The 14,242-nt window shown below is 39.1% G+C and carries 10 protein-coding genes; all 10 read right to left on the reverse strand.

Annotation, left to right across the window (positions count from 1 at the left end; all coding sequences use genetic code 11):
- Positions 1–91 precede the first annotated feature (91 nt).
- Positions 92–883 carry a cation transporter gene (locus tag ACSHZO_RS12460; RefSeq protein WP_298247817.1) on the reverse strand — a complete coding sequence of 264 codons (792 nt, stop codon included), beginning with the start codon at positions 881–883 and terminating at the stop codon, positions 92–94.
- Entirely contained in the window at positions 880–3,426 is a 2,547-nt protein-coding gene (locus ACSHZO_RS12465; RefSeq protein WP_298247816.1) for a heavy metal translocating P-type ATPase, read from the reverse strand. Before ACSHZO_RS12465 ends, ACSHZO_RS12460 begins: the two co-directional genes overlap by 4 nt.
- A 4-nt stretch (positions 3,427–3,430) precedes the next feature.
- Entirely contained in the window at positions 3,431–3,790 is a 360-nt protein-coding gene (locus ACSHZO_RS12470) for an STAS/SEC14 domain-containing protein (protein ID WP_298247815.1), read from the reverse strand.
- Between the two features lie 22 nt (positions 3,791–3,812).
- Entirely contained in the window at positions 3,813–4,250 is a 438-nt protein-coding gene (locus tag ACSHZO_RS12475) for a Fur family transcriptional regulator (RefSeq protein WP_298247814.1), read from the reverse strand.
- A gap of 9 nt (positions 4,251–4,259) precedes the next feature.
- The gene (locus ACSHZO_RS12480; protein ID WP_219549014.1) at positions 4,260–4,676 is read right to left on the reverse strand and encodes a Fur family transcriptional regulator; all 417 of its coding nucleotides are present in this window, start codon (positions 4,674–4,676) and stop codon (positions 4,260–4,262) included.
- A complete protein-coding gene (locus tag ACSHZO_RS12485; RefSeq protein ID WP_298247813.1) occupies positions 4,669–5,025 on the reverse strand; it encodes a P-II family nitrogen regulator in 357 nt (118 codons plus the stop codon). The genes ACSHZO_RS12480 and ACSHZO_RS12485 overlap by 8 nt, the downstream gene beginning before the upstream one ends.
- 101 nt (positions 5,026–5,126) lie before the next feature.
- Positions 5,127–6,353, reverse strand: a complete 1,227-nt coding sequence (locus ACSHZO_RS12490; protein ID WP_298247812.1) for an efflux RND transporter periplasmic adaptor subunit — start codon at positions 6,351–6,353, stop codon at positions 5,127–5,129.
- A 21-nt stretch (positions 6,354–6,374) separates the two neighbouring features.
- Complete coding sequence (locus tag ACSHZO_RS12495) at positions 6,375–10,808, reverse strand: CusA/CzcA family heavy metal efflux RND transporter (protein ID WP_298247811.1); 4,434 nt, start codon at positions 10,806–10,808, stop codon at positions 6,375–6,377.
- 124 nt (positions 10,809–10,932) lie between these two features.
- Positions 10,933–11,250, reverse strand: a complete 318-nt coding sequence (locus tag ACSHZO_RS12500; RefSeq protein ID WP_298247810.1) for a DUF6660 family protein — start codon at positions 11,248–11,250, stop codon at positions 10,933–10,935.
- 179 nt (positions 11,251–11,429) lie between these two features.
- Positions 11,430–14,177: a heavy metal translocating P-type ATPase gene (locus ACSHZO_RS12505; RefSeq protein ID WP_298247809.1), complete on the reverse strand. Its 2,748-nt coding sequence runs from the start codon at positions 14,175–14,177 to the stop codon at positions 11,430–11,432.
- Positions 14,178–14,242: the final 65 nt, after the last annotated feature.

The raw sequence follows: 14,242 nt of genomic DNA on the forward strand, positions 1-14,242 counted from the left end.
CAGCACCCTAATGAGCAGCCCATGCCGCAAGAACTAATACCCCTACCCATAACCATACATTCATTTTAGTCTTTTTACTATTATACTATCTTCACTTGGAAATCTTTAATATTTTAATCGCCCCACGCATCACAAATGTGAATACAATACCTCCTATAATTAGATCCGGCCATTTACTCTTCAGAAAATAAACCAGAATACCAGCCAATATCACCCCACCATTTACGATAATATCATTTGAAGTAAAAATAGCACTGGCCTGCATATGAGCCTCTTTACTTTTAGCCTTATTGATTAGCCATAATGAAATTAAATTTCCTGCCAGGGCCAGAGAGGAAATAATAATCATCCACTGAAATAAAGGTGTTTCACTACTCATAAGAAACCTGCGTAAGACTTCTACGAATCCCAGAGTAGCTAAAAACATTTGAAAATAGCCGCTGAATTTTGCGACTTTCTTTTTTCTTGAAACAGCACCTCCCACTGCAAATAAGCTCAACGCGTATACTATCGAATCTGCTAACATATCAAGTGAGTCGGCGATAAGACCCATTGAAGAAGATATCCAACCGGTGGTCATTTCAATAAGGAAAAAACCAAAATTAATACCCAATACCCACCAAAGGATATTTTTTTGTTTAGTTTCATCTTCTCCAACTGGAACCTCAGCCTTTTCTGATCGTATAAATTTATCGCCCAATTTTAATTCGGAAATCGAGGAATGAATGTCTTCAATCCCTTCCTGATGATATACTTCAAGTTTTCTATTGGGGATATCAAAATCAAGATATTTTATCTGTTCATAAGATTCTAGTTTCATCCTGATCATCTGCTCCTCGGAGGGGCAGTCCATTTGACTGATTATGAAGGTACTTTTGTTCATTTTTTATAAGCTAAAAGTCTTAATGCATTAAATACTACCAAAAGTGTGGAACCTTCGTGTATAACTACCGCTACTCCAATATTTGCGAAACCAAAAATTGTTGCGGGGATAAGCAAAGCCACAATTCCAAGACTTACCCATAGATTCTGCTTAATAATTGCCTTAGCTTTTCTACTTAATCCAATAGCAAAGGGAAGGGTTTCCAATTTATCGGCCATAAGAGCAATATCAGCGGTTTCTAAGGCAACATCACTTCCCGCAGCACCCATAGCGATTCCTACGGTGCTATTTGCCATGGCAGGCGCATCGTTAACACCATCGCCTACCATTGCTACTTTAGATTCTTTCTTTTTCAGTTTTTTTATAGCCTCTACCTTTTCTTCCGGCAATAAACTACCCCAGGCATCGGTCAATCCAATTTCTTCTGCTACTGCATCTGCTACCTTCTGGTTATCACCGGTAAGCATGATCATTCGTTTAATTCCTATTTCCTTCAATTCAGAAAGGGTCCTTTTTGCTGCCTCCCGGGGGGTATCCATTAAAGCAAGGATGCCTATATATTCTCCATTCTTACGAAGAAGCATCGTGGTGTTTCCACCACCTTCAAGATCTCGTACTTTAGTAGTTATTTCTTCTGATGGAATAGTATCATTTAGTTCTTCGTATAGATCCAAATTACCAACATAGATCTTATCATTTCCCAATGTTGCTTTAATACCTTTTCCTAACACGGCTTCCAGATTGGAGGCATCCGGGATTTCCTCGCCTTCCAGGCGCTCCTTTCCATCACGAACTACTGCTTTGGCCAGGGGATGATCACTCAAACTTTCCACGGCTACTGCTATTTTGAGAAGTTCATTTTCTGAAATATCACCAAGTGGTATTACTTGCGTAAGTTTAGGCTTTCCTTCCGTTAGAGTTCCGGTCTTATCGAAGGCAAGAGCGGTCAATTCTCCAAGATCTTCCAGAGGTCGGCCGCCTTTAATTAATACCCCGCCGCGGGCCGCTCTGGCCACTCCACTCAATACAGCACTTGGGGTCGAGATTGCCAACGCACAGGGACTTGCAGCTACCAGTACCGCCATTGCCCGGTAGAAGCTGGCGCTAAAGGGTTCGTCAATAACTAAAAAAGCGAACAAAAGAATTCCGACCAAAATAAGAACGGATGGCACAAAATATTTTTCGAATTTATCGGTGAGCAACTGGGTAGGCGATTTTTGAGTCTGAGCTTCGTTAACCAGTTTCACCAACCGGGAAAGCGTTGAATCTTTGGCTGCTTTGATAACTTTAATCTCCAAAGTATTGTTCCCATTGATCGTTCCTGCAAAAACGCGGTTTTCATCTTTAATATCATCTACCTCAGAGTAATCCTGCTCAACATCTTCTACGGGAACTTTATCTACCGGTACACTCTCCCCGGTTATTGGAGCCTGATTTACACTGCTCTTCCCATCTACCACTACTCCATCTGCAGATATTTTACTATTTGGTTTCACAACAATGATATCACCAATATTGAGTTTTTCGATACCAACTTCTTCCGTTTTACCATTTTTCTTAACCAAAGCTGTTTTTGGTGCCAATTCTGCCAAAGCAGCTATAGATTTACGTGCTTTGTTCATCGCATAATGCTCCAGGGCATGCCCCAGGCTAAAGAGAAATAATAACAAAGCTCCTTCAGCCCATTCCCCAAGAATAGCTGCTCCTATAGCTGCGACCAACATGAGAAAATCAATTTCAAATCCACCTTTGGCTACGGTTTCCACAGCTTCTTTCGCAGTATAATAACCTCCAAAGAAATAAGCTCCAATATATAGGGAAAGACTAACCCATTGCGGAACTGATTCTACAAAGGATAATCCAAAACCTATTCCCAACAAAACTCCACAAATAATAGCAAAAATAAGTTCTGTGTTTTTTCCAAAAATACCACCATGGGCGTGGGAATGTTCTTCGCCGCCCCCGTGGCTATCAGCCTCTTTATGATTCAGTTCATCCTCATCTCCATGCTGTTGTTCCTGGCTCATCTCATTTTCTTTATTTAATTTATCAGAAGTTTTTTCCGAAGATTTAAAGCCGTTCTCATGGCCAGATGAACTTTTTTTAACTTGTAGGTTTTCTTTTTCAAGCTTTGAAGTTATCTCATCAAAACTTGTTTCCCGTTTATCATATTCTAAACGGATCATTCCTCCGGCATTGGCGGAAGCTTCCAAAACACCATTGATATTCAACAGACTCTTTTCTATAGTCCTTGCATGCCGGGTATGTCTAATCCCCTCAACCTCTATAAGAAAATGTCCATATTTCTCGGTGATTTCAGCCCCGGTCCTTTCTGCCAATGATTGAATGCGGTCAATAGAAATTATGTCGGGATCGTAATGAAAACACAGTTGTGGTACCGAATCTTCCTGATCGTCTTTTATATGCACTTTATCAAGACCTTCTTTGGCTTCTAATTCTTCAATGAGCCTTTGCACACAGGTATCTTTTTCATTTGGTACCTGAGGTAGCAGTACCGGAATTTTCAGTTGTAATTTTTTCATATCCCTATTGATTTAAAATCCATCTTTTAGCCTCGTCCTTTTCGGTAAGGTCGAAATATTTAACTTCCGAATTTGTAAAAACATCAGTAGCTTTCGCCGACCATTGCTGCCATTCTTTTTCACCTACAATAGCCATTTTTCCGTAATCGGAGATATGGATGGCATCAACCTTCAAATCTTCCCAAAACCCCTTTAGATCAAAGCCTTTAAAGTCAACCAGCTCAAAAAAGAAATCCACTTTATCCCCATTTTTGACAATATTATGTATCAACGGATGGATTTTCTCTATATCCTCCTTAGATATTTTACCACTGATAGTAGCGGATATCAAATTGTTTTTTTCGACATTCTGGATTCGTATCATTGTTTAAGTTTTTATATGGAAATTATTCTTTACTATATTTTTGCTTCTTTGCTTGTTGGCATTTTACACATTCTCCCTTCAGAACTAAATTTACATCGGTTATTTCATATTTGTCAGGTAAATTTTCTTGTGGAACTCTATTGGGCAAACAGAAGGTTTTGCTGCAATTCATACAATGAAGGTGTAAGTGTAGATCCAGGGAATTCTTACCAGAATATGCATATTTTGCGACAGCCGTTCCATCATCTATCTGATGTATAATCCCTTTCTTTTGAAGTAATTTCACATTCCGATAAATAGTTGTTCTATCCCCAGTATGTTCGCTTTTTTTTATGAAAGCCGATTCTATTTCTCTTAATGTAACGGCATAAAACTTCCTTTTGAGATATTTATATATAAATAATCTCATTTTGGTAGGTCTAATCCCGTTGTTGTTAAGTGCTATTTCGGCCTTGGTCATTTCATAAAATTAAACACCACTACATTTCTCACATATTCCCTTTACTACCAGGTTTACATTTTCTGGCATATATCCCTCTGGTAGGTTAATATGTGGAATCTTATGATCGGTTAAACAAACAGTTTCATCACAATTATTACAGTGAAAGTGGATGTGTAAGTCCTGTTCTACTTCGCAATTACAATCACTTTCACAGAGCGCATATTTTGGTATGCCTGTGCCATCATCTATTTGATGTACAATATCCTTTGCTTCAAATGTGCGGATTGTTCGAGATAACGTAGCCCGATCTGCTTTTCCAAAGGCATTTTCAATTTCGGTAAGGGTTACAGCCCTATCTTTTTTAGCCATGAATTTATAGATCAGGATACGCATGGCTGTTGGCCGAACTTCATGTGCCTCTAAAATTTTTTCGATATCACTCATTTCCATCGTTTTTTAATCCAGATCGTTTCAAAGATTCTCCAGTTTTAATTCGGAAGGCATCTTCAATATCGGAAAGGTAAATGATCCCGTCACCGGGTTCTGTTGTTTTAGCATTCTCAAGGATAATATCTATTGCTGATTGTGCTTCTTCGTTTTGACATACCAGTTCTAACTTTACCACCGGGCTGTCGGTGACACGGAAATCCAAAGAAGGTGACGCACCTTTTGCTTTAAACGCTCCGGTACCTTCCCCCTGGGACAGTGTCATACTTTTGAATCCGCTTTCGCTAAGAGATTCTATCACTTTTTGAACACATTTTGGTTTTATAAATGCTTTTATTTCTTTCATCGCTGTTTTATTAATTTTTTATTAAGGATGAACCCTCTGGAATTTTAATTAAGACAAACATTTTACAGAGAGCCCACCCATCTAAATTTTTAAAGCTCTATTTAATGACCATGAGAGGTTTGGCTTTTCTGCATTTCAGAGACCAGGTAATAGGCATTGTTATAAGCAACCAAGGTACCTTCCGGAAGTGGCTCCAGCAGTTTAATTTCAATCCATCCATCTTCATTTATTCCAGTTCTTACCTGCACCGGTTTTAATTCCCATTCTGTTTTACCTTCTTCCTGGTGTTTTTGAGCTGTAAAGATGTAAGGATTTCCCTCTTCTTCTATCACTGCATCTTCAGGTAGAGCAGGTACTGCTTCTTCTCCTGTCCTGATTTTGCCTTTGATATACATTCCTGGAATGAGATAATCTTCCTTATTATCTATCTCTGCATGAACATGTACCGCTTTGGGGTTTTGTTCAAATTGCTTCCCCACAGAATATATTTTTCCTGTAAGATTGCTTCCGGGAACTGATTCCAGTGTAAAAGCAATCTTTTGGCCTTCCTCCACCTTATAAATATCCTTTTCAAAAACCATTAGATCGGCATGCACGTGTTCATTATCCACCACCATAAACATGTTGGTTTGCGGTTCTACATATTGGCCAATTTGCACCTTTACTTTTTCTATATAGCCTTCGATAGGGCTTACTACCGGAATATATTCATACAGGGTGCCATTTCTTACCTGGGAGGCACCCAGGTTTAACTGTCTTAATTGGGATTCATAACCACTTACCTCTCCCTTTACCGACTGAAAATCTGCCTGGGTTTGTTGAAATGACTTTCCTGAACCAACTTCTGCCTCGTATAATCGCTTCTGTCTTGCAAATTCCTTTTCTAAAAACTGCATCCGGTTATAGGCATTGATATAGTCCGTTTGTATTTTTGTCAAATTGGGATGGGATAGATACGCTAGTACCTGACCTTTATTTACCTTATCACCTTCATTAACTTTTATTGAATTAATATTCCCGCCTAAGACAGCCGTCACGGTAGCTTCGTATTGAGGTGGTACTTCCAATTGCCCATTCGCTTCTACTATTCCTGATAATGCTTTCTTAGTTAAAGTATCTACTTTGATTCCCAGACTATTGAATTTCATCTCTGAAAGATGCACTGAGCGCATTCCGCCACCTTCTTCTTCATTGTTACCTTCTGTTTCTTTAGAATCCGATGCTTTAGTTTCCTGAGTATTTTTTTCCGAATTAGAATTTTCTTCACACCCCAAAAACAATGTAAGTGATAAGGCAAGCATTAAAATATTTATTGATCTTCTATTCATATCGTTTTTCTTAGGTATTTTTTAATTTGATTTTTCGAGGTAATATTCGAGCTGATAACGACTATCGAGATAATCATCAAAAGCACTCCATGCGTTTACCTCGATTCTAATAGCATCTCTTATATTTTGAAGGAAGGTTACGTAATCTATAGCACCTTCCTTAAATGCCAATACTGATCCTTCTTGTTGCTCCTTAGCCAAGGGAAGCGCTTCATCCCTATAATAATTCCATGAGTTTCTCCATTTTATGAATTCTTCTCGCATATTTTTATAGGCCGTTTCGAGCTCGAGTTTATCCTGGTAAAAATTTTGCTCTGCAATCTTCCGATTTACTTGTGCTTCCTGAGTACGGCCTAATTCAGGTCCAAAGAATAACGGAATTTGAATTCCGATTTGATATTGGAAGAAACCCGATTGTCCATTAATTTCCTGCCTGGCATACTGACCCTGAAATTTGGGTAGAAATTCAGATTTCCGTTCTCTGGTTAAAGCTTTTGCAACATTAACTCTCTGTTCTGAAACCTCAAGAACCGGGTGGGTTTTGAGTGACTCTGTCAGAAAGTTTAAAGGTTCATCTAATGCTTCGGCAGGTAAATCTGGTACATCATAGATCGTATCACTAACAAACCATAAATTTAGACGCTGTAATGATCTCAGGTAATCTCTATAAGCTTGTTCTAACTGTATTTTCACCTCATTCCCCTGATTGGACGTAGCAAGATACTCCAGTTTAGAGGTAGCTTCTGTTTCATACCTGATTCGTGCAGCTCTTTCAATGTCTTCAAAAATTGAATCCATTTTCTTATATACCCGATACCTCTTTTTACTTGTATAAACTGAAGCCCAGGCCCTGCTTACTTCACGTTCCACTTCTAAGGTATTTAGTTCTAAAGCATTTTCAGCAAGTGCTACCCTTTCTTTTTGCAATTTTAACCGAGGGGCAATTCCAAAAACATCTATGCCTTGTTGTTGAACACCAATTTGAGTATAGATCCCATCAGAACCATTTCCTACCTCTTCTTTTCCTGTAAAGATTTGGGTATTCCCAAAATCATAGGCAGTTTTACGCAGTACTTCTTCGCTTTCAATTTCAAGCTGGGCAGCTTTTAGCTGAGGAAAGTTTTTGATGGCTATTTCGCGGGCTTTTTTCAAACTTATGGTCTGTAAAGTATCCTGTTGTGGATATTCAGATGAAACAGCATCAGATTGTGCATTTACGGAAAAGGTCCCGCCTAACATCAAGCCAATTATCAAAATCGTAGCTAAAAATCGCCTATTGGAAGAACCTAATTTATGGTGTTCTTTTTTCTCTCGATTTCTTTCCACGAATGTATATAATACTGGTAATACAACGAGGGTAAGCAGTGTAGCCGTAAGCATACCACCAATAACTACTGTAGCAAGTGGTTGTTGAACTTCTGCACCTGCAGATGTGGAGAATGCCATTGGTAAAAAACCGAAAATATCTGTCGTTGCTGTTAACATAATAGGTCGTATTCGTTCTTTGGTTCCTGTAAAAATTCTATCTTTTATACTGGTTACTCCTTCTTCTTTTAAAGAATTGAATCTATTTATTAGTACCAATCCGTTTAAAACTGCAACTCCAAATAGTACAATGAAGCCTACACCTGCGGAAATGCTAAATGGCATACCTCTTAACCAAAGTGCAAAAACACCTCCGATAGCAGCCAATGGTATCGCCATATAGATCATAATGGATTGGGAAAAAGATTTTAAGGCAAAATATAGAAGCACGAAAATCAGGAATAAGGCTATCGGTACCACAATCACTAATCGATCTTTGGCACTCTGAAGGTTTTCGAACTCCCCTCCATAAGTAATATAATAACCGGGTGGCAATTCTAATTCCTCATCTAATTTTTGCTGGATATCGTTCACCACAGACTCTACATCCCTTCCCCGGGCGTTTACACCCACATAGGTTCTTCTGTAGGTATCATCTCTTGAAATTTGCATAGGTCCAGGAACGTATTCAATATCTGCTATTTCTTTGATTGGTACCTGGGTTCCATCTGGAAGGTCGATATACATGCCACGCAAATCATCTATATTCTTTCTATGATCTTCATCAAATCTTACAACTAAATCGAACCGCTTTTCACCTTCAAAAATGACCCCGGCCGTTCCTCCAGCAAAAGCAGTACTTATATAATCATTGACTTTCTGAATATCCAGTCCGTATTGGGCAATTTTATCACGGTTAAATCTAACAGTCATTTGTGGGAGACCGGAGGTTCTTTCAGCATTCACATCACCAGCTCCAGGTACGGTTTGGATAATATTGGCCATTTCCTGTACCTTTTCTGACAATACTTCTAAATCTTCACCATATAACTTTACCGCAATATCTTCTCGAACCCCTTCTAATAACTCATTAAATCTCAATTCTACGGGTTGCGTAAACACTAAATTTACCCCTGTAAGCTCTTCATTTAGTTTTTCCTTGATCAGTTCAATAAGCCCTTCCTTGGTTTCAGAAGATTCCCATTTGTCTTTGTCTTTTTCCAGGATTAGGTACATATCGGCAATATCCATTGGCATGGGATCTGTGGGAATATCAGCTACTCCAATCCTAGCCGTTACCGTTTTAATTTCAGGAAAGTTTTCTAAGAGTATGTTCTCTATTTTTTTAGAAACTTCAATGGACTCTGTTAATGAACTTCCTGGTCTTATTAATGCCTGCATCGCAATATCCCCTTCATCTAATTGAGGCACAAATTCTCCTCCCATTCTCGAAAAGAGGAAACCGGCTATCACAAGTAAAATAGCGGCAGATCCAATAACAATGAGCTTCAATTTTAATGCTCCTTTCAATAAAGGCATGTATACTTTTTGTATTCCGCCAATTATCTTGTCACTTATTTTCTCCAGCCAGCGTTCAAATTTTCCAAACCAGTTCTTTTTATTCTGAATTGGTTTCATGAATAAGGCTGACATCATAGGCACGTAGGTAAGACATAAGAAGATAGCACCTATCATGGCAAAACCAAAGGTGTAAGCCATCGGCTTAAACATTTTACCTTCCACCCCGGTAAGGAAAAGAATGGGTGTAAATACGATAAGAATTATAATTTGTCCAAAAAATGCAGAACCCATCATCGTACTTCCTGCATCATAGGCTACCTCATCCATTTTCGCCTGATTGAATTTTACTTTTCCAGATCTAATCCGTTTTTGTATTTCATATACCGTACCCTCAATTATAATCACTGCACCATCTATTATAATTCCGAAGTCGATTGCCCCCAAACTCATTAGATTGGCCCATACATTGAATTGCTTCATCAATATAAAAGCGAAAAGAAGTGATAATGGAATGGTGGTAGCTGTTATAAGTCCACCTCTTAAACTACCTAGTAATATTACCAGGGCGAAGATCACGATTAAAGCTCCTTCCAGTAAATTTGTTTTAACCGTGTCGGTTGTTCGTGCTATTAATTCACTTCGGTCAATTATCGGTGCTATGGTCAAACCTTCAGGAAGGGACTTCTCGACTTCAGCCATACGATCCTTGACATCCTGAATGACTGCGTTAGGATTCGCACCTTTCAGCATCATGATGATTCCTCCGACGGCTTCCTCCCCATCCTGGGTAAAAGCTCCATAACGTACCTGATTTCCAAACTGAACATTTTCCGCAACATCACCAATCGTTATTGGGATTGCATTTTCCGTGGTAATCGCAATTTTCTTGATATCCTCCAGTGAACGGATTAAGCCCTCACCCCTAATAAAATTTGACATTTTATTTTTCTCGATATAAGCCCCACCGGTATTCACATTGTTCCGTGCCAGCGCCTCATAAACTTCAGAGATACTTATACCCATACTGTTTAATTTCTCTGGGTTAATTGCTACCTCATATTGCTTTATGGAACCACCAAAAGAATTCACTTCCACCACACCTTCCAGTAAAGTTAGTTGCCTTTTCACTATCCAGTCCTGAATAGTTCGCAGTTCCATGGGGGAATATTCAGTTTCGTATCCTTCTTTTGGCTTTATGGTGTATTCATAAATTTGACCCAAGCCAGTTGAAATTGGCCCCATAGCAGGACTTCCAAATTTATCAGGAATGGTCTCTCCTAATTCATTAAGCTTTTCCTGTACTAGTTGACGTGGAAGATAGGTTCCCATATCATCTTTGAAAACAATAGTTACTACCGAAAGGCCAAAGCGTGAGATAGACCGAATTTCTGTAACCCCAGGTAAATTACCCATCGAAAGTTCTACGGGATAGGTTACAAATTGTTCAATATCTTCTGTTGCAAGATTAGGTGATTGGGTGATCACCTGAACCTGATTGTTAGTAATATCTGGTACCGATCCCAGATTTACGGTAGACATGGACCAAATCCCCGTACCTATAAGTGCCAAGGTGAGTAGTCCAATAATAAATTTATTATTAATGGAAAATGAAATGATTCTATTGATCATATAAAAAAATTAATTCAGTTAAACATCTCGATATTCCCTAAGTAGAGAGAGTCGATATACTGGTCTGAAGAAGTTATAGGACTTCAGGACAGGAAAGGATATAACTATCCTTTGAAAACTGAATTTAAACTTTTGGAGGATCTAAAAAGGAAAGAATAGGTTCTTCCGCTGAACTGTCAAAATGAGCAAAAGCTTTAGATGGAATTTCCACAATTAAAGGCTCGAAGTGTGAGGAACCAAAATCTACTGTGTGAACATGGCAGCAATGACAACTACAAAAAGGAGGGCATAAATCCACTACTTTATCATGTGAATGGTCGAAATCTAAATCCTGGGCAGCAATCACTGTTACTTCTGAATCAGAATTCAACTGAGAAGTATCATTATCATTACAGGCTAATAAATTAAGCCCGAGTACGTAAAGCGATAATATGAGTGCCATTATTTTCACATTACAAAGATAATCAAATAGACATGCACAGGGTGTGCAAAAGCCCGGTACGCAGAATGAATCGAAGATTTTTATATGGTTTAATATGTTACTAAAATTTTTCGATATCCTATTTTCGTATAACTATAAATAATCCGTGTGTCTCTCACTAAAATTAGATTAAATATATTCTACAACAATTTTGCTCCTCTTAACCTCAAGGCATTGGCAATAACTGAAACCGAGCTAAAACTCATGGCCAGAGCCGCGATCATAGGAGAAAGTAATAACCCAAAGAATGGATATAATACACCCGCAGCAATTGGCACACCCAGGGTGTTATAAATAAGAGCAAAAAACAGGTTCTCTTTAATATTCCGCATTACTTTTTCGCTGAGTTTGATTGCCTTAAGCACTCCTTTTAAATCTCCTTTTACCAGAGTGACCTCGGCACTTTCAATCGCTACATCGGTTCCGGTACCCATAGCGATGCCAATATCCGCCTGTGCTAGTGCAGGTGCATCATTAATACCATCTCCAGCCATGGCCACTTTTTTACCTTCCGCCTGGAGTTTTTTTACTTCCTCCATTTTATTCTGCGGGATCATACCCGCTTTAAAATCAGCCAGGTTTAATTCCTTTGCCACGGCTGAAGCTGTTTTCTCATTATCTCCGGTAAGCATGATCACCTTAATACCTTCATTTTGAAGTTCGAATAATGCTTCCCTGCTGGTTTTTTTTATCTTATCTGAAATGGTTACAAATCCTACAATAATTGAATCTATTGCCAGATATGAAACTGTTTTCCCTTTTTCCTGTTCCGCAGTAACCTGATTATTTATTTCTTCTGAAATTTCAGCATTTTTAGCCTGCATTAATTTTTCATTTCCAAGCGCCAGTTGTTTTCCTTCAAAATTGGCCGTAACTCCTTTCCCGGTAACCGAATTAAATTCTGAAGCTTCGCCATATTTAATTTTTTCCGATTTCGCATAATTAACAGTTGCATTAGCCAGCGGATGTTCACTTTGTGCATTTACAGAAGCGATAAGGCGGGTGAGCTCCTTTTCAGAATATTCTGAAGAAACCGAAACAACTTTTTCTACGGAAGGTTTACCCTCGGTGATAGTTCCTGTTTTATCTATTATAAGCACATCGATCTTGTTCATTTCTTCCAGCGCACGGGCGTTCTTAATCAAAACCCCGTTTTTTGCACCTTTACCAACTCCTACCATCACAGACATGGGTGTAGCCAGACCTAAAGCACAGGGACAGGCAATGATCAATACCGCAATAGCATTTACAAGCGCATAAACATAGGCAGGATCGGGGCCATAGATTGCCCATACAGTAAAGGTTACTACAGAAATAATTACCACGATAGGCACAAAATAGGCTGAGATTCTATCAGCCAGTTTTTGGATAGGCGCCCGTGACCTGCTGGCATCATTTACCATTTTTATGATTTGCGCAAGCAGAGTTTCATTTCCTACTTTTTCAGCAGTCATGGTGAAACTTTGATTGCCATTTATGGTACCGGAATTTACTTTATCGCCTTCCTGTTTATCTACAGGAATAGGTTCCCCGGTGATCATGGATTCGTCGATACTGGATTTGCCTTTCTTGATGGTCCCATCTACCGGGATTTTATCGCCGGGCTTTACTCTTAGAACATCCCATTTCTGAATCTTATCTACGGAAATTGTTTCTTCTACCCCATCAACCACTCTTACAGCCTTATTCGGTGCCAGCTTTAGCAATTCCTTTACAGCTGAATTAGTTCTGCTGTGAGCACGTGCTTCCAGAACCTGTCCCATTAAAACTAAAGTAAGTATTACGGTGGCGGCTTCAAAATATACATGCACTGTTCCCATTTCAGTCTTAAACTGATCAGGAAAAAAATTGGGGAATAGCATACCAAACACACTGAATATCCAGGCTACCCCCGCTCCAATACCTATAAGGGTAAACATATTCAGGTTCCATGTTTTAATGGACCTGTAAGCACGTTCAAAAAACATCCAGGTTGCATAAAAAACCACCGGCAGGGAAAGTCCGAACTGTATCCAGTTCCAAATCTTCATATCTGCCAGGTCATACAGTGGATTATCGGGAATCATTTCAGACATCGCTATCAGGAAAATAGGAAGTGTAAATGCTACTGCGATCCAGAATTTCTTCAAAAGTGTATTATAACCTTTTTCCTCAGCAGACTTCTGTGGTTCTTTGGGAACCAAATCCATCCCGCAAATAGGACAATCTCCTGGTTCATCTTTTATTATTTCAGGATGCATGGGACAGGTATATTCATCCCCTCCTGAAGAAGGAGAACTCAAATCCATTTGCTCCACCAGATCCATTCCGCAGACCGGGCAATCGCCAGGTTTATCATAAGTTTTTTCTCCTTCGCAATGCATGGGACAATACCATGTGCCGGTTCCTTTACCTTTTGGTGTTTTATCTTCAGACTGATGCTTATGTTTTGCTTGTTCCTCCCCGGGGAGCATGATATGATAATTTCCTCCGTGCTCTTGTAGGGCTTTTTCAAAAACATCAAGTTTAATGTGTTCTTTCATACTGATCTCTGCCTCTCCTTTTTCAAGATTTACAGCAGCATTCACAACACCTGACACCGTACTTAAGGTTTCTTCGACATGAGATCTGCAGCCATTACAGGTCATTCCCGTAATCTTATAAGAATGTTTCATCAGTTGTCCGGCAGGTTGCTCTGTATTTCCCGGCATCATTATATTATAATTACTTCCTTCTAAAGCACGCTCAAATCTCTCCAAAGGAACATATTCCTTTATTTCAATCACTGCTTCCTCCTTATTTAGATCAACAGAAACCTGAGTGACCCCATTGACCTTGCTCAAGGATTTTTCTACATGTGACCTGCAACCATTACAAGTCATGCCGGTAATTTTATAAGTATGTTTCATCTTTTTGATTTAAACTTTCTGAATTAGGAATTTCAGACGATATTAAACTTTGTAAAGTTAAGGGA

The sequence above is a fragment of the Christiangramia sp. 3-2217-3z genome, assembly GCF_051195275.1.
GTDB classification, from domain to species: Bacteria; Bacteroidota; Bacteroidia; order Flavobacteriales; family Flavobacteriaceae; genus Christiangramia; species Christiangramia marina.

Bases quoted from the DNA above. Each gene is read 5' to 3' on its own strand.
- ACSHZO_RS12460 (WP_298247817.1), bottom strand. From the start codon at position 883: ATGAACAAAAGTACCTTCATAATCAGTCAAATGGACTGCCCCTCCGAG.
- ACSHZO_RS12465 (WP_298247816.1), bottom strand. From the start codon at position 3,426: ATGAAAAAATTACAACTGAAAATTCCGGTACTGCTACCTCAGGTACCA.
- ACSHZO_RS12470 (WP_298247815.1), bottom strand. From the start codon at position 3,790: ATGATACGAATCCAGAATGTCGAAAAAAACAATTTGATATCCGCTACT.
- ACSHZO_RS12475 (WP_298247814.1), bottom strand. From the start codon at position 4,250: ATGACCAAGGCCGAAATAGCACTTAACAACAACGGGATTAGACCTACC.
- ACSHZO_RS12480 (WP_219549014.1), bottom strand. From the start codon at position 4,676: ATGAGTGATATCGAAAAAATTTTAGAGGCACATGAAGTTCGGCCAACA.
- ACSHZO_RS12485 (WP_298247813.1), bottom strand. From the start codon at position 5,025: ATGAAAGAAATAAAAGCATTTATAAAACCAAAATGTGTTCAAAAAGTG.
- ACSHZO_RS12490 (WP_298247812.1), bottom strand. From the start codon at position 6,353: ATGAATAGAAGATCAATAAATATTTTAATGCTTGCCTTATCACTTACA.
- ACSHZO_RS12495 (WP_298247811.1), bottom strand. From the start codon at position 10,808: ATGATCAATAGAATCATTTCATTTTCCATTAATAATAAATTTATTATT.
- ACSHZO_RS12500 (WP_298247810.1), bottom strand. From the start codon at position 11,250: ATGGCACTCATATTATCGCTTTACGTACTCGGGCTTAATTTATTAGCC.
- ACSHZO_RS12505 (WP_298247809.1), bottom strand. From the start codon at position 14,177: ATGAAACATACTTATAAAATTACCGGCATGACTTGTAATGGTTGCAGG.